Here is a 14,967-nt window from a genome sequence, read left to right on the forward strand (position 1 = left end):
CGGGAACGGGGCGTTACGCGGCCTTGCGGAAAATCCGCAGGGTCTTGAAGTCGCCGACTTCGGTGAAATCGGCGTTCGCCGCCCATTGCTCGATGATCGGCTCGGCCTTCCGGTACGCCGACGAGCCCTTGTAGAACAGCAGGTGGCCTTCGCGCGCGGTATGGCGCGCGAACAGGTCGAGCACTTCGGCGTCGGTCTTCGCGCCGTAGCGGCTGTTCGTTTCGTCGCGGAATTCGCACAGATGGAACAGCGTGACGACGTCGAACGCCGGCAGCAGGTCCGTATTGCTCGTATAGATGTCGCCGAAATAGGCCAGGTAGGTCTTGCTCACCTCCGGTTGCCGCGTGACGAGATCGACGTACGACTTGTATTCCTTCGGCGACGCCGTCACGCCGAAGACGGTGTTGTTCAGGTGCGGCCGTGCGCATTCCACGCCGACGTGGTGGTGGCCGCCGGTGCCGAAGTGATAGATGCGGATGCCGTTGAGACGAGCGGATTCCAGCCATTCGACGAAGTGCACGTCGCACGGGCACTCCTGCGTGCGCAGGTCCCAGTACTTCTTCCAGATGTTCATTGCCATTAAACGGACCTCATGGATGTGACCCAGCGATAGGGGTTGTGTCGAATCGATTTCTGATAGACGGACAACGTTGCATCGACGAACCGGTCGAACGAGAACTCGCGCTTGCCCTTCAGCCGCGCGCTGCGCCCCATCGCGCGCACGCACGCGGGCTCGCGCACGATCTCGCGCAGGATGGCCTCGATCGCCTCGGGCTCGCGCGGCGGGACGACCCAGCCGTCCACGCCCGGCTCGACGTTCTCGGGCAGCCCGCCCACGCGCGTCACGATCGCGGGGCAGCCGAGCGACATCGCCTCGCGGCACGCATACGACAGGCTCTCGTGATACGACAGCACGAACGACACGTCGATGATCGAGAACGGCGCGCGCACATCGTCGAGGCGCCCGGTGAAAGCGGTGCGTGACGCCATGTGGTGCCGCTCGATCTGCTCGCGTTGCTCGCCGGACGGTTCCGCGCCGACCAGCAGCACGCGAAACCGCTCGCGCTCGTGTTCGGGCAAGCGGCCCAGCGCCGCGATCAGGTCCATCCAGCCTTTCTCCGGCGCGGTGCCGGCGCTGCTGCCCAGCACGATCGCATCCGCGCCGGACGGCCCGAACAGCGCGATCTTGCGGCGGCGGATTTCGTCGCCGGCCAGCTGTTCCGCGGCCTGCCGGCGCACGCCGTGCTTGACGACCGTGACGTTGCCGTACGGCGACCGGAGCGCGAGCATGCTCGCCACATAGTCGCTGACCGCGATGGTGTGGTCGGTTGCCAGCCGGGCGCGCAGCACGTTGCCGAAGCTGTCGGCGCGATAGGTGTTGTGCTTGGTGAGCACGACCGCGGGCCGATACCGGCAGCCGAGCAGCGCGAGCATCACCTGCCGGTGATCGGCGGACCCGTTGACGTGGATGATGTCGAAGCGCTCGGCGCGGATCCGCTGGCGCAGCCGGATGATTTCCTGGCACAGCCGGTTCCAGCGCGGCTTGAATTCCATGTCGAAGATCGCCACGTCGGGACTGTCCTTCAGCAGTCGCGACAGGCGGCTCCCTTCAGGCGACGCGACGGTCACGCGATGGTGCCGGCTCATCGCGGCGGCGAGGTCGCGGACGTAGGTGTCCTGGCCGCCGCCGTAGTCGCCGTGGAAGTTGGTATACAGAATGTTCATCACGATGCTGCCTTTCCTCGATCATTCATTTGGCAGGACTGCTGAGAAAATGAATGCCTCAACGTGTTGAAAGCAATGACTCGAACCCGGTTCCGCATTGCCGGTGCGTGATTGCGCACCGATGCCCGGAAGGGGGCATTGCGAAACGTTTCGAAATATTACAGACGCATTACGTGCCGTAGTGTCGAGGTCTGCGCATCTTTGTGAGGATGTGTCGCGATCGTTTGCAGTGTCGTCACATCGTGCGACGCCGCAGTGGAGGGAAGGGGAATTCCGGCGCGAACGGCGGTGTGGCCCGGTTACCTTCGCCGACCGGGCCGGAAAACATGCCCGAAGCGGGCAGGAAGCAGGCAGGAAGCGATCAGGAAGCGGGCAGAAAGCGGGCAGGATCGCGACAAAACCCGATTTTTCGACGACATCCGGACGCAAATCAAGCCGGCTGACTTTCAGATTTGAAAGCCGTGGGGCCATTTGCGTTAGAATGCCCCCCCTTGTCCGCCATGGCGACCGCCAAAGGCGGACTCGTCGCACCCAGAGAGACGTGGGTTTCGATTCGTAGCCGGGCGCGAAAGTTAGCCAGCCGTTAGCAACATACGCTTTGTGATTTGGAATACTAATGAAGAAGAAGCACAACATCACCAAGTACATCGTTGTCGCGATGATTCTTGGTATCGCCGTGGGTTACGCCTGCCATAGCGCATTTCCCGACCCGGCCATGGCGAAGGAAGTCGCCGGGTACGTGTCGTTGCTGTCCGACGTGTTCCTGCGCCTGATCAAGATGATCATCGCGCCGCTGGTATTTGCGACGCTGACCGTCGGCATCGCGCAGATGGGCGACGGCAGCGCGGTAGGCCGTGTCGGCGTCAAGGCGTTCGGCTGGTTCTTCATCGCTTCGTTTACGTCGTTGCTGCTCGGCCTGCTGACCGCAACGATCCTGCAACCGGGCAGCCATCTGAGCTTGCCGCTGCCGGCATCCGACGCAGCCCTCAACCTGAAGACGGGCGCCTTCACGCTGAAGGATTTCGTGGTCCACTTGGTGCCGAAGTCGATCGCGGAAGCGATGGCGAACAACGAAATCCTGCAGATCGTCGTCTTCTCGATCTTCTTCGGCACCGCGCTGTCGGCGCTCGGCGAATCGGGCAAGCGCCTGACCGGCGTGATCGACGATCTCGCGCAGGTGATGCTGAAGGTCACGGGCGCCGTGATGTGGTTCGCGCCGGTCGCGGTGTTCGCGGCGCTGGCGTCGACGATCACCACCCAGGGGCTCGGCATCCTGCTCACGTTCGCGAAGTTCATGGCGAGCTTCTACCTGGCACTGGCGCTGCTGTGGGGCGTGCTGACGCTCGCCGGCGTGACGTTCCTCGGCAAGCGCGCGTTCACGCTGATCCGGCTGATCCGCGAGCCGTTCCTGCTGTCGTTCGCGACGGCGAGTTCCGAGGCCGCCTATCCGAAGCTGCTGGATGCGCTCGACCGCTTCGGCGTGAACCGCAAGATCTCGAGCTTCGTGCTGCCGATCGGCTATTCGTTCAACCTCGACGGCTCGATGATGTACTGCACGTTCGCAGTGCTGTTCATCGCGCAGGTGTACGGCATCCATCTGCCGCTGGGCACGCAGATCACGATGCTGCTGATGCTGATGGTGACGTCGAAGGGGATGGCGGGCGTGCCGCGCGCGTCGCTGGTCGTGATCGCGGCGACGCTCAACCAGTTCAACATGCCCGAAGCCGGGTTGCTGCTGATCATGGGCGTCGACATGTTCCTCGACATGGGGCGCTCGGCCACCAACGCCGTCGGCAACTCGATCGCGGCTGCCGTGGTCGCGAAGTGGGAAGGGCAGCTCGACGCCCCGCGCGACGACAACGATCCGGACAACGGACGCGTCATGAAGGTGAAGGTGCCGGAGACTTCGGCATCGGCTTGACGCGTGGCAGTGCCGCAGTGCCGCAGTGCGGCAGCGCGGCGTCAGTGGCGCGTTGCCTGCCCCGCGGTAACGGACGATCGCCGGCCTGGATTCGCAATGGATTCAGGCCGGCGATTTGCCGGGTGCAATGAAGCCGCGTTGAATGCGGCGGTTTTTCCCGATTCTCCGAAACAGGCACTCGCCGTTTCAATCGATCATCGCTGAACCGGCGGCGATATTCCCGCAGGCACGAGCCTGAATTTCCCGATCCCCGATTCGACGCGTAAGTGACCATTCACTGTCGCGCAGTCACGCGTGCCGCCGGCACGCAGGGGCGCCACGGGCGACACCGCCGAAACCGCTTCCGCGAAAAGCGCAATAGCGCGCGATCCGCAATTTTTTTCGATTTATATAACGCTATTCTCGCGCTGCGCATGATCGAACGCATGCCGTACGTAATACCGACTGCGCCGGATGCTTCAGCGGAAGAATTGACGTATTGCGGCTTTCAAGCCGTCCGTCCGGCCCTTCATGTGAATGTTCGCACCATTCAGGAGTGCATCCGTCATGGTCGCCAGACAACGGTTTCAGGCCGCACTGCTCGCCGCGGCGATCGCCGCGATTACCCCGCCCGTTCACGCAAGCAACACCACCGACTGGCTGGCGAACACGTACGGCACGCTCGCGGCCCACGTCGGCAACGTCGCGCGTGCGATGTGGGTCGCGCCTGAAGGCGTGATCTATACGGCGTCGATGTGGGACGAGGACGAAGGCGGTGTCGCGATTTACCAGAACGGCAAGAGCGTCGGCTCGATCGGCACGCACTCGGAGTTCCAGGGCAGCGCGATCACGGGCAACGCGACCTCGCTGTTCGTCGCGCTGCAGCCCGGCAAGACGTACGGCAGCGGCGCGGTGGGGCGCTACAACCGCGCGACGAAGTATCGCGACCGCGTGATCCAGGTCAGCGCGGCCACCAACCAGCCGCGCATCGACGTCGTCACCGGGCTCGCGACGGCCGGCTCGCTGCTTTATGCGAGCGACTTCTACGGCAATCGCGTGCGCGTGTTCACCACCGACGGCGTGTGGCAGCGGGATATCGGCGTATCGGAGCCGGGCGCGCTCGCGCTGGACGCAGCGGGCAACGTGTGGGTGGCGCAGAAGCGCGCAGGCTCGATCGTCGGCTTCAGCCCGGCCGGTGCGCCGCTGAACACGATCCGGATGCCGTCCGGGTCGCAGCCGTCGGCGCTGTATTTCGATGCGGCGGCCGGGCAACTGCTGGTGGGCGACGAAGGCCCGGACCAGAACATCAAGCGCTATACGGTGTCGGGCCGGCCCGCGCTGGCCGGCACCTTCGGCGTGCGCGGCGGCTATCTCGACACGACGACGGGCATCAAGGGGCAGGTCGGTGCGCAGCGCTTCACGCGCATCGTCGGGATCGGCAAGGACACCGGCGGCAATCTCTACGTGCTCAACAATCCATGGGGCGGCAGCTGGGATCTCGGCCGCAACGGCGCGACCGACATTCATGCGTACAGCAGCACCGGCAGCCTGCGGTGGACGCTGCAGTCGCTGAACTTCGAAGGCATCGCCGCGCCGGACCCGGTCACGGACGGTGCGCTGTTCTACGGCGGCACGCACGTGTACGGCGGCAGCGCGGGCGGCAGGTTCATCGCGAACACGGTCGATCCGTTCACGTACCCGGCCGATCCGCGCATCGACATGAACGACACGCAGCGCGACGAGCATTTCGGCCTGCTCACGTCGGTGGGCGCGAACCGGATTCTCGTCGCGGCCGGCCAGAACCCGCCGGTCTTCTACTTCTTCCACTTCAACGCGGCGAACGGCTATGTCGCGATTCCGGACGGCGCGATCCCGGGCCCCGCGTTCAACACGACGCGGCGCGTGACGGGCGGCTTCAGCGTCGACAGCAAGGGCGGCGTGTGGGCCGGCCTCGACAAGACCGGCGCGATTACCCACTACCCGCTGACCGGCTTCGACGCGAGCGGCAAGCCGTCGTGGGGGCCGGGTGTCGCGACCCGCGTGCCCGACAGCATCCAGCCGCTCACGCGCATCGTCTATCTCGCGGACAGCGACACGATGGTGCTCGCGCAAGGTGCGATCGGGACCAACGACTGGACGTCGATCGGCACGCGCGTCGAGGTGTATCACGGCTGGAGCGCGGGCAATACGACGAAGCCGGACCCGGTGATCACGCTGCCGCACAGCGGCGCGAAATCGATCGACGCGGTGGGCAACCATCTGTTCGTCGGTTACTGGTTCAGCAGCAGCGGGCCGCTGTGGCCGAACGTCGACGCGTTCAACCTGACGACCGGCAATCTCGACACGACGCTGGTGAACGCGAGCCCCGCGACCGTGGATACCAGCAGCGCGATCGATGCGATGTACAGCATCCGCGCGTACCGCCGCTCGAACGGCGAGTACGTGGTGATGAAGAACAACGTGAAAGGCAACAGCATCACCGTGTACCGGTGGACGCCTTGATGAACGCGCGGCCGCGTCGACCGGCGGCCGCGCTCGTGAACGCCTCATCGTATTCGTCGCGATTTCGCGGGATTTCCACCGCGCATCCACACAATTTCCACATCACGCGTTCGTCATGAGCGGCGTGCGCAACGCGCGCCTCACCGCCCGCCGGGCGGCCGTTCCAAACCTCACGACGCGGAAAAGCGGTTCCGGGCACAATGACAGCGGCACCGGCAGGCACTGCGCGTGCCCACGACGATGAACCGGATCGACTGATGGGTTGCGCCGGCGCATTGCAGCGCCGGTGAACTCGCGCGGTATGCCCCATGCCGCGTTTTTTATGCCGAAGTGACGAAACGATGAAGATGAAAACGACACCGAACCGCCTGTTTCTGATCGCCGCACTGGCTGGCGCGATGAGCGGCCCAGTCCACGCAGAGACGCCGGCGGCCGCCGCGACCGTTGCGACGGTCAACGGCACGCCGATCACGCAGGCCGACGTCGACACGTTGCTGCGCGCGTCCGGGCAACCCGACTCGCCGCAGGTCCGCCAGGCGATCAAGAATCAGCTGATTACGCGCGTGCTGGTCCAGCAGGCCGCCGAGAAGGCGAACTATGCCGACAAGCCCGAGGTCAAGGCGGCGGTGCAGCAGGCGAAGGCGAATGCCGAAGTGCAGCTTTACCTGCGCGACAACGTGAAGCCCGAGCCGGTGACCGACGAGCAGGTCAAGGCGCGCTACGACGAGCTCGTGGCGTCGCTCGGCAAGAACGAGTACAAGCCGCGCCTGATCGTCGTCCAGGATCCGGTGACGGCCGCGACGGTGCTGAGCGAGCTGAAGGCGGGCAAGTCGTTCGACGGGCTGGCGCGCCAGTACAGCATCGCGCCGAGCCGCGACAGCGGCGGCGAGTTGCCGTGGGTGAGCTTCCACACGCCGGCGGCGGAAGGCAAGACGTCCGGCTTGCCGCTGCCGGTCGCGCAGGCACTCGAGAAACTGGCGGTCGGCGCCGCGACGAAGGATTCGATCCCGGTCGACGGCGTGCGGGCGATCGTGAAGCTGGATGCGAAGCGGCCGACGCAGGTGCCGGGTTTCGCGACCGCGAAGCCGGCGCTGCAGCAGCAACTGCAGGCGGCTGCGGTGGAGAAGGCGAGCGCGCAGATGATCGGCAACCTGCTGAAGGACGCGAAGATCACGCAGTAACGCGGCGGCGTCGAAACGCCGCGCGTCACGCGCGCCAGATCATGCTCGCGCTCGTGTCGGTTGCCGACTCGACGCGAAAGCCGAGCCGTTCGTAGAGCCGCCGCGCCGGGTTGCCGTGCAGCACGCTGAGCGATACCGGCACGTGCGCGCGCGCCGCGTCGGCCAGCAACGCGTTCAGCACGGCTTCGCCGATGCCCCGGCCCTGGTGAGCGGGGAGGATCTGGATCTGGTGAACGTGCCACTCGTCGGCGGCGCGTGTCACCTTCAGCAAGCCGATGGCGTCGTCGACGTCGCAGACGATCATCGCATCGTCGAAATTCGCGCGAATGCGCCGGTCGTGCGCTTCGTCGTCGGTGGGCGCGCCGACGCGCTGCAGGTGCACGGTCATCGTGAGCCGACGCAGGGTCAGCAGGAACGGCAGGTCGGCGGCGCATGCCGGACGCAGGCGGATTGCGGGTGTCATCGTGCGGACTCGTACGTTCGTTCGGGACGGGAGCGCCGACGGGAAGGTCGAACCCCGCAGCGCATCATCCGCGATGACGGGAAGCCGGTCAAAGGGCGCAACGCCGAATCCGGCGCGCATGCGTGGCCGATCATCCGGCGCGCCGGCCCGAGTGCGGGTGCACATCGGCGAGATTGGCGATCAGCGTGTCGATCACGACGCGCTTCAGGCTCACGAGCGCCGAAGGCGCATCGCTTGCGCCCGCATGAAGGCACACGTCGACGGACGGCAGTGGCGGCAGGCCGTCGCGCTCGCCGAGCTGCCGCAGCGCCGGCGGCACACCCGCCATCGTTCTCGAGGTAATGCCCAGGCCGCCGGCGACGCCGGCCCACAGGCTTTGCAGGCTGCCGGTCGTGTACGCGAGCCGCCACGGGATGCCGGCCTTGTCGAGCGCGTCGGTGCCCGCCTTGCGGAACAGGCACGGCGGCTTGTACAGCGCAAGATCGAGCGGTGCGCCGGCACGCGGACGCACGTCGATGCCTTGCGGCCCGATCCACGCCATCGGCAGCGTGACCAGGTGTTCGGCGTCGGCGCGATGCCCGCGCCCCATCGCGAGCACGATGTCGAGTTCGCCGCCATCGAGCCGGTCGAGCAACGCGCCGTTGCCGTCGACGACGATGTCGACGCGCACGCCCGGATGCGTGCGCTTGAACCGGCCGAGCGCGACGGGCAGCCACGATTCGGCGAAATCGCCCGGCAGTCCGAATCGCACGGCGCCGTCGACTGCCGCGCCGCGGATCGCGCCGATTGCCTCGTCGTTCAGTTCGAGGATGCGGCGCGCATAGGACAGCATCAGCTCGCCCGCTTCGGTCGGCACGAGGCCGCGGCCCTGGCGGCGAAACAGCGGCTGGCCGATCTGCGTTTCGAGCTTGCGCATCTGCTGGCTGACCGCCGACTGCGAGCGGCCGATCCGGTCGGCGGCGCGGTTGAGGCTGCCGAGCCGATCCGCGGCAATCAGCGTGCGCAGCGCATCCATGTCGAGATTCGGAAGCGTCATGATTCGGTTTTTCTTATAAGTCGATTTCGAATTATCGTATTGATTGCAGATTCCCGTCGCTACCATCGAGTGAACCGGTCGTTTCGGTTCACGGGGATGCGCGCGATACGCGGCTGGATACGCGACTGCGGATGTCCGTGAGGTGGCTTCTTTTCTTTCCGACAAGGACATTGAATGAAAATCGGCTCGATATTCCGCCAAGGCTTTCCCGGCATGCTGCTGGCCGCGTCGATGATTCCCGGTGACGCATCGGCCGCGCCGTCGCTCGCGGGGACGTGGACGCTGGTCGCGGCGGACGTACAACATCCCGACGGCACGATCGGCCGCGACTACGGTGCCGATCCGGCGGGCCTGCTGATGATCGACGCGCACGGGAACTATTCGCTGCAGATCTTCAAGTCGGAACGCCCGCGCTTCGCGTCGAACGACAAGGCGACCGGCACGCCGGAGGAATTCCGTGACGCCGTGCTCGGCTCGAGTACCCACTACGGCACGCTGAGCGTCGATCCCGCGAACCACACGCTGGCGTTTCACATCAGCAATGCGTCGTACCCGAACTGGGCCGGGCAAACGCAGACGCGAACCTATCAGTTGAAGGACGGCGAGCTGAGCTACCGCGTTCCGCCGCGTGCCAACGGCGACATTCCGATCTCGGTGTGGCGGCGAAAGGAGTGAACCGGGAGGCCGTTCGATCCGTGACGCATGCGGCCGTGAGGCCGTGATCGCGGCCGTTCCGGCACGCGCCGGGTAGCCGGCGCCACACGCGATTTCCCCGGCCCGCGCAAGCCGCCGCCGCCGGCCCGGCGAGCCGGATCAGAGGCCGCGGCTTCCCGTGCCTCCCCACCGGTATTCCTCCGTCAGCCCTGTCCGCATATCATGCGCACATCGCGCACCTGCCGGCCGCAGGCGCCGCCGCTTCCGACGCGGCGGTGCGTCTGCCTGCACGGCGCAGCACACAGGGATTCTCGATGGACACCAAACGATCGCGGCCGGGCCTCGTCGCCGCGCTGCTCTGGGCGGCGCTGTATCTCGCGACCGGCTATATCTCGCACGAGTTCAACGGCCCCGTCCGGCTGACGGGCTACATCTGGCTGCCGGCCGGCGTGACGGTCGGCGCGTTCATGCTGCGGCCGATGCGCGAATGGCTGACGCTGGCCGGCGCGTTCCTGGTCGGGCAACTCGCGCTGACCGGCATCGAACACGGCAGCCTGGTCAACGCGGTGCTGTTCACGGTCGACGAGGTCGGCGCCGCCGCGCTCGCGGTGTGGCTCGTCCAGCGCGTGCGGTTCTCGCTCGAAGGGCTGTATTTCCTGCGCTCGGTGATCCTCGCCGGCCTGATCGCGGGCGTGATCGGCGCGATCGGCGGCGCGGCGTGGTACACGGCGGTCAAGGGCGCGCCGTTCCTCGACGTGTGGTCGGTGTGGGCCGCGTCCGATTTCGTCGGCGTGCTGCTGGTCACGCCGGTGCTCGCGTCATGGTCGCGCTTTCGCGCGCACCGCTCGGGCGACCACGAGCGCTTCGACCTGGTACTCGGCATCGTCGCGTTCGCGCTGCTCGTGATCGGCGCGCTGGTGATCTTCGACGGCGACACGTCGAAGAAATTCGGCACGGGCGCCGGCTTTGCGCTGACGTATATCCCGCTGTTCCTGACCGTCGCGGTGACGCTGCTGCTCGGCGGCCGCGCGGGTTCGTCGTCGGTGCTGGTGCTCGCGCTGATCGTGATCGAGCAGACCGCGCAGGGCGACGGCCCGTTCGCGTCGTTCCATGAGCACTACGGCAGTTCGCTGCTCGAGGCGCAGCTTTACCTGGCGGTCGCGTCGCTGCTGGTGCTGACGGTGAGCACGCTGAAGACGACGCGCGAGCGCGTGCACGAACATGCGGCGGTCCTGCAGAACAACATGGAGCTCGCGCTCGCGAGCGCCGGCCAGATCGCGTACGTGCTCGATCCGGAATCGGGGCGGATCGAGTGGAGCGGCGACGTCGAGCGCGTGTTCGGTGTCGGCGTCGATGCGGCGCAGATCGCGAGCGTGTCGCTCGTGCTCGAACGTGTGCAGCCGGGCGACCGCGATGCGTTGAGCGACTACTGGAACGCGGAGATCGCCGGCGAGGATCGTGCGTCGCTGTCGCTGCGTATCGTGCAGCGCGACGGCGGCACGCGGACGATCACCGATCACGGCGCGCCGTTGCTCGACTCGAATGTCGACGTGACGGTGGTGGCAGGGGTCTGGCAGCTCGAGCGCGTGTGGCCGGCGGACGAATGAGCGGGGACGCGTCATGACGGGCCGCACGGGCGTCCTGCTGATCCACGGGCTCGGCGGCACGCAATACGATCTCGGTTCGCTGCACAAGGCGGTGCGGCGCGCGGGCGGCGAACCGCACATGATCACGCTGCCGGGGCACGGCACGCGCCCCGAGGATCTGGTCGGCGTGCGCGCGGAGGCATGGCTCGACGCGGTGACCGAGCAGTATCGCGCGCTGGAGAACGAGTACGACACCGTGCATGTCGCGGGCATGTGCATGGGCGCGCTGGTCGCGCTGCTGCTGTGCCATCGCGTGCAGCATGCGCGCGGCCGGCTCGCGCTGCTGGCCACGCCGGTGTTCATCGACGGCTGGTCGACGCCGTGGTACCGGGCATTGCGGCATGTGCTGTATCGCGTGCCGGGTGTCGCGGAGCGGATGCGCGTCGAGGAAGGCGAGCCGTTCGGCATCAAGAACGCGACGATCCGCGCGATCGTGAAGAAGAAGTTCGAGCGCGAAGACAGTTTCCACTATGCGTGGGTGCCGCTCGCGTGCGTGCGCCAGGTCGACCGGATGCGCGACTGGGCGCTCGAGGCGGCCGCCGGCACGCCGTGCGCGACGCTCGTGCTGCATGCGCGCGAGGACGAGCTGACGAGCCTGCGCTCGGCCGATTTCCTGCTCGAGAAGATGCCCGACGCACGCGGGATCGTGCTGGAGAACAGCTACCACATGATCTGCGCGGACAACGATCGCGACGACGTCGCGCGCCACGTGCTCGAATTCTTCGGGTTCGATCCGGTGCATGCGGTCAGCCCGGCGATGGCGCGCAGGATGGGGCGGATGGCGCCGTGACGAACGCTTACGCCGCTTCCGGGGGATGCGCGATCCGCGCCCGGATCTCGGGCGGCGCAAGACACGTGGCAACCGCTTCGTAGCCGGGCGAGCCCGGGTAAGGCGCCACGCGCGAAGGCGGACTGTGATTGGCCGGGCACAGGATGATCGCTTCATGCGGGCCGACCACCGACAGGTCGAGGATCGCCGACGAACGCGTCAGCAGGAACAGCGGCCGCATCCCGGCGGCGGCCTGTTCGCGCAGACGGGCAATCAGTGCCTGTTGCGTGGGGCGATCGAGATCCTGTTCGATCATGTCGACGACCCGTGTGCGCGGGCCTTCGGCTTCGAGGGCGACGAGCAGCGCGGTCAGCGCCGCCGACGGCGTCGCGCCTCGGGCGGCGAGCGCTGCCGATGCACGGTCGACGCGCGACTTCAATGCAGGATCGGTGCGCAGCACGTCGTGCGTCGCCGCACCGTCGTTCTCCAGCCGGTCGAGGCCGACGAACGCGGCGCCGGGCAGCGCGTCGGCGAGCCGAAGCGCCAGCCGCGTCTTGCCGCTGCCGAGCGGGCCGATGATGTAGTTCAGCGGCCGGATATCGCGACACTCGAACCACTCGCCGCCCCACGGCCACGGCAGGCTGAATGCCACGCCGGCGCTGCTGTCGTCGACGAGCCGGGTCAGTTCGCCGTCGGCCGGCATCCGGCCGCGCGCGAGGCCGGCGCGGATTGCGTGTACGCGATCGACCTTGCGCACGAGATCCTGAATGCCGTGGTCCAGCGCCGCTTCGTGAGCGGCCAGTGCGTCGTCGAGGCTGCGCGCGTCGCCGTCGAGCACGCTCGCTACCTGCGCGAGACCGAGGCCGAGTGCGCGCAGCGCGGCGATGTCGGCCGCGCGGGCGAGATCGTCCGGGCCGTACGCACGGTACCCGGCCGGCGTGCGTTCCGGCGTGACGAGGCCGTGCCGCTCGTACAGCCGCAGCGCCTTGATCGAGACGCCGAGCCGCGCGGCGGCGGCCGACGCGTTCAAACGGGGCGGGGACGTGCTCATCCGTCACTCTCCTTGCTGTCGATTCGTTGCGCCCAGCATAAAGGCGATCCCAAGGGCCGGGTCAAGCGAGCGTGCGTGTGCGATACACACGATGTGGCGGTCGACCGGGAACCGGAGGCCGGCGGCGGCGCCTTTCTCGCCGCGCCGCGCATCTGGGAGAATGCGGCTGCGGCCGTGCCGATTCACGGCCGGCGCCGACACGGCGCAGGATCCGACAGGTGGGAAATTGACCGACAACGAAGAACTTTCGCTCCACCAGGAGAGCCGCTTCTGGCAGCTTGCGCCGGTGAAATGGTGGATTCGCGGGCACGGCCGCGACGGCTATTCGTTCCGGCTGCTGCTGTGGCCGCCGGTGATCGTGTTCGTGCTCGAATTCCTCTGCATGATCTTCGATGCGCTGTACACCAGCATCGGCATCAGCGCGGTCGCGACGCTGTTCCTCGGTTTCGCCGGATACCATGGCGCGTTGCGCGAATGGCTGGTGCCGTCCGCGACCACGCGCGCGCTCGTGAAGGCACGCATGAAGAAGGCGGCCGAGCGGTTCTCGTCGCTCGGCGTGGGCGCGACCGTGCTCGCGATCTTCGTCGCCGCGACGTCGCTGTCGCTCGTGATGTCGGGTCAGGCGGTGCTGGACAGCGTATCGAAGGACGCCGTGTCGATCTTCATCGCGCTGGTGTTCCTGCCGGTGTACGTGTCCGGCGCGGTGCGCAAGCTGGCGATCGCGCGGATCGAGGAACTGGAGGCGCTGCGCAACGCGACCGTCGGCACCCGCCTGAAATTCGACCGGGCCGGCGCGGTGCGCGCGGTCGTCGTGCGGGGCGCGGCCGGGAAAGGGACGGTGTCCGTGCTGGAGTACACGGTGCTCGGGTTCAACCCGCCGCTCGAACAGGTCGGGCGCGAACCGTACGAGGTGCGGTAAAGGCGGACGTCAGGTCGGACCCAAAGGCGGTGTCTCAGGCCGGAAAGCGCGCGTGTTCCGGCGCCGGCGTGAGGTTGTCGGGCCACTGCACTTCGAACAGCGTGCCGCCCGTGCGGCTCGGCATGCAGACAGCTTCGCCATGATGCGCATGAGCGATCGCCGCGACGACGGCGAGCCCGAGGCCGCTGCCGCCCGGCTGCGTATCGTCGGCGCGCCGGAAGGCCTTGAACACGTTCGGCGCGAAATCGGCCGGGATGCCGGGGCCGTCGTCTCCGACGCGCAACCGGCACATCCCTTGTTCGATGCGCGTCTCGATGCGGATCGCGCCAGGCACCGCATGGCGGCGCGCGTTTTCCAGCAGCGCCAGCAGCGCCTGGCGGATGCGCACCGGGTCGCAGCACATGCGCCGCGTGTCGAGATCGAGCACCGGATGCTGCCCGGCGGCACGCAGCGCCGGCTCGAACATGTCGACCACGGCACGCGCTTCCGACGCGAGATCGGCGTCGCGGATCTCGATGCTCAGGTGGCCGCTGTCCGCGAGGCTGACCACGCGCAGATCCTCGATCAGCCGCGTCAGCCCCTCGACCTGCGCGAGCAGGCTGCGGAACTGCGCTTCGTCGGGCTTGAACACGCCTTCGGCGAGCCCCTGCAGGCGCCCGCGCAGCACCGTGACGGGCGTGCGCAGCTCGTGCGCGATCGCCGCGTTCCAGATCGCCTGCTCGTTGGTCACGCGCTGCAGCTCGCTGGCGAGCGCGTTGAAGTTGTCGGCGAGCAGCGCGGCTTCGTGCAGCGAGCGGTCGCCCGCGACGGCGCGCGCGTCGAGATCGCCGCGCGCGACGCGGCGAATGCTGTCCGTGACCGAGTTCAGCGGCACGAGGATGCGGCGCGCGAGATTGACCGCGACCGCGACCGACAGCGCGAGGCCGACCGACGTGGTCGAGACCAGCCACACCCATTCCGGCGCGGTCGGCAGCAGGTTCTTCGTGTCGAAATGTGCGGGCCAGTAATTGAACGCGAAGTAGTAGAAGACGTACGCGGTGAGCACCATCAGCAGTGTCACGCCGAACGCCATCCCCGCCATGGTCAGCGCGATCTGCCGGCTCAGGCCCTCGAGCTTCATG

13 protein-coding genes are annotated in these 14,967 nt (G+C 67.3%); 7 read left to right on the top strand and 6 right to left on the bottom strand.

Features of this window, described 5'->3' with window-relative positions; genetic code table 11:
* Positions 1-13: 13 nt before the first annotated feature.
* Positions 14-580 (bottom strand): hypothetical protein, encoded by a 567-nt coding sequence (locus tag VK92_RS13080; protein ID WP_021158062.1) that lies wholly within the window; start codon positions 578-580, stop codon positions 14-16.
* Positions 580-1,725: a glycosyltransferase gene (locus VK92_RS13085; protein ID WP_048021284.1), complete on the bottom strand. Its 1,146-nt coding sequence runs from the start codon at positions 1,723-1,725 to the stop codon at positions 580-582. The genes VK92_RS13080 and VK92_RS13085 overlap by 1 nt, the downstream gene beginning before the upstream one ends.
* A 616-nt stretch (positions 1,726-2,341) precedes the next feature.
* Between VK92_RS13085 and VK92_RS13090 the strand changes: the two genes are divergently transcribed.
* The 3 genes from VK92_RS13090 to VK92_RS13100 all read left to right on the top strand — a co-directional run bounded on the left by VK92_RS13090 (position 2,342) and on the right by VK92_RS13100 (position 7,308).
* Positions 2,342-3,646, top strand: coding sequence for a dicarboxylate/amino acid:cation symporter (locus VK92_RS13090; protein ID WP_048021285.1), 1,305 nt, complete (start codon positions 2,342-2,344; stop codon positions 3,644-3,646).
* 546 nt (positions 3,647-4,192) lie between these two features.
* Complete coding sequence (locus VK92_RS13095) at positions 4,193-6,127, top strand: SMP-30/gluconolactonase/LRE family protein (protein WP_048021286.1); 1,935 nt, start codon at positions 4,193-4,195, stop codon at positions 6,125-6,127.
* 341 nt (positions 6,128-6,468) lie between these two features.
* Complete coding sequence (locus VK92_RS13100) at positions 6,469-7,308, top strand: peptidylprolyl isomerase (RefSeq protein WP_042973835.1); 840 nt, start codon at positions 6,469-6,471, stop codon at positions 7,306-7,308.
* 25 nt (positions 7,309-7,333) lie between these two features.
* On the opposite strand, the gene VK92_RS13105 is transcribed toward VK92_RS13100, so the two are convergent.
* Positions 7,334-7,771, bottom strand: coding sequence for a GNAT family N-acetyltransferase (locus VK92_RS13105; RefSeq protein WP_048021289.1), 438 nt, complete (start codon positions 7,769-7,771; stop codon positions 7,334-7,336).
* Positions 7,772-7,901: 130 nt separating this feature from the next.
* Positions 7,902-8,807, bottom strand: a complete 906-nt coding sequence (locus VK92_RS13110; protein WP_048021291.1) for a LysR substrate-binding domain-containing protein — start codon at positions 8,805-8,807, stop codon at positions 7,902-7,904.
* A 174-nt stretch (positions 8,808-8,981) separates the two neighbouring features.
* Here VK92_RS13110 and VK92_RS13115 point away from each other — a divergent pair, with 174 nt between their 5' ends.
* The 3 genes from VK92_RS13115 to VK92_RS13125 all read left to right on the top strand — a co-directional run bounded on the left by VK92_RS13115 (position 8,982) and on the right by VK92_RS13125 (position 11,897).
* A complete protein-coding gene (locus VK92_RS13115) occupies positions 8,982-9,482 on the top strand; it encodes a lipocalin-like domain-containing protein (protein WP_053076238.1) in 501 nt (166 codons plus the stop codon).
* 293 nt (positions 9,483-9,775) lie between these two features.
* On the top strand, positions 9,776-11,068 hold the full coding sequence (locus VK92_RS13120; RefSeq protein WP_021158050.1) for an MASE1 domain-containing protein: 1,293 nt from the start codon (positions 9,776-9,778) through the stop codon (positions 11,066-11,068).
* Between the two features lie 13 nt (positions 11,069-11,081).
* Positions 11,082-11,897, top strand: coding sequence for an alpha/beta hydrolase (locus VK92_RS13125; RefSeq protein WP_048021294.1), 816 nt, complete (start codon positions 11,082-11,084; stop codon positions 11,895-11,897).
* A gap of 7 nt (positions 11,898-11,904) precedes the next feature.
* Here VK92_RS13125 and VK92_RS13130 read toward each other — a convergent pair whose 3' ends face one another.
* Positions 11,905-12,927, bottom strand: coding sequence for a MerR family transcriptional regulator (locus VK92_RS13130; RefSeq protein WP_048021296.1), 1,023 nt, complete (start codon positions 12,925-12,927; stop codon positions 11,905-11,907).
* A gap of 226 nt (positions 12,928-13,153) precedes the next feature.
* Here VK92_RS13130 and VK92_RS13135 point away from each other — a divergent pair, with 226 nt between their 5' ends.
* Positions 13,154-13,846, top strand: coding sequence for a hypothetical protein (locus VK92_RS13135; RefSeq protein ID WP_048021557.1), 693 nt, complete (start codon positions 13,154-13,156; stop codon positions 13,844-13,846).
* Between the two features lie 34 nt (positions 13,847-13,880).
* Here the strand turns inward: VK92_RS13135 and VK92_RS13140 are convergent, their stop codons facing one another.
* On the bottom strand, positions 13,881-14,966 hold the full coding sequence (locus VK92_RS13140; RefSeq protein WP_048021297.1) for an ATP-binding protein: 1,086 nt from the start codon (positions 14,964-14,966) through the stop codon (positions 13,881-13,883).
* Between the last annotated feature and the right edge of the window lies 1 nt (position 14,967).

This window comes from Burkholderia sp. LK4 (assembly GCF_001043615.1).
GTDB lineage: Bacteria > Pseudomonadota > Gammaproteobacteria > Burkholderiales > Burkholderiaceae > Burkholderia > Burkholderia cepacia.

Bases quoted from the DNA above. Each gene is read 5' to 3' on its own strand.
- VK92_RS13110 (WP_048021291.1), bottom strand. From the start codon at position 8,807: ATGACGCTTCCGAATCTCGACATGGATGCGCTGCGCACGCTGATTGCC.
- VK92_RS13115 (WP_053076238.1), top strand. From the start codon at position 8,982: ATGAAAATCGGCTCGATATTCCGCCAAGGCTTTCCCGGCATGCTGCTG.
- VK92_RS13080 (WP_021158062.1), bottom strand. From the start codon at position 580: ATGGCAATGAACATCTGGAAGAAGTACTGGGACCTGCGCACGCAGGAG.
- VK92_RS13120 (WP_021158050.1), top strand. From the start codon at position 9,776: ATGGACACCAAACGATCGCGGCCGGGCCTCGTCGCCGCGCTGCTCTGG.
- VK92_RS13085 (WP_048021284.1), bottom strand. From the start codon at position 1,725: ATGAACATTCTGTATACCAACTTCCACGGCGACTACGGCGGCGGCCAG.
- VK92_RS13125 (WP_048021294.1), top strand. From the start codon at position 11,082: ATGACGGGCCGCACGGGCGTCCTGCTGATCCACGGGCTCGGCGGCACG.
- VK92_RS13105 (WP_048021289.1), bottom strand. From the start codon at position 7,771: ATGACACCCGCAATCCGCCTGCGTCCGGCATGCGCCGCCGACCTGCCG.
- VK92_RS13100 (WP_042973835.1), top strand. From the start codon at position 6,469: ATGAAGATGAAAACGACACCGAACCGCCTGTTTCTGATCGCCGCACTG.
- VK92_RS13140 (WP_048021297.1), bottom strand. From the start codon at position 14,966: ATGAAGCTCGAGGGCCTGAGCCGGCAGATCGCGCTGACCATGGCGGGG.
- VK92_RS13095 (WP_048021286.1), top strand. From the start codon at position 4,193: ATGGTCGCCAGACAACGGTTTCAGGCCGCACTGCTCGCCGCGGCGATC.
- VK92_RS13090 (WP_048021285.1), top strand. From the start codon at position 2,342: ATGAAGAAGAAGCACAACATCACCAAGTACATCGTTGTCGCGATGATT.
- VK92_RS13130 (WP_048021296.1), bottom strand. From the start codon at position 12,927: ATGAGCACGTCCCCGCCCCGTTTGAACGCGTCGGCCGCCGCCGCGCGG.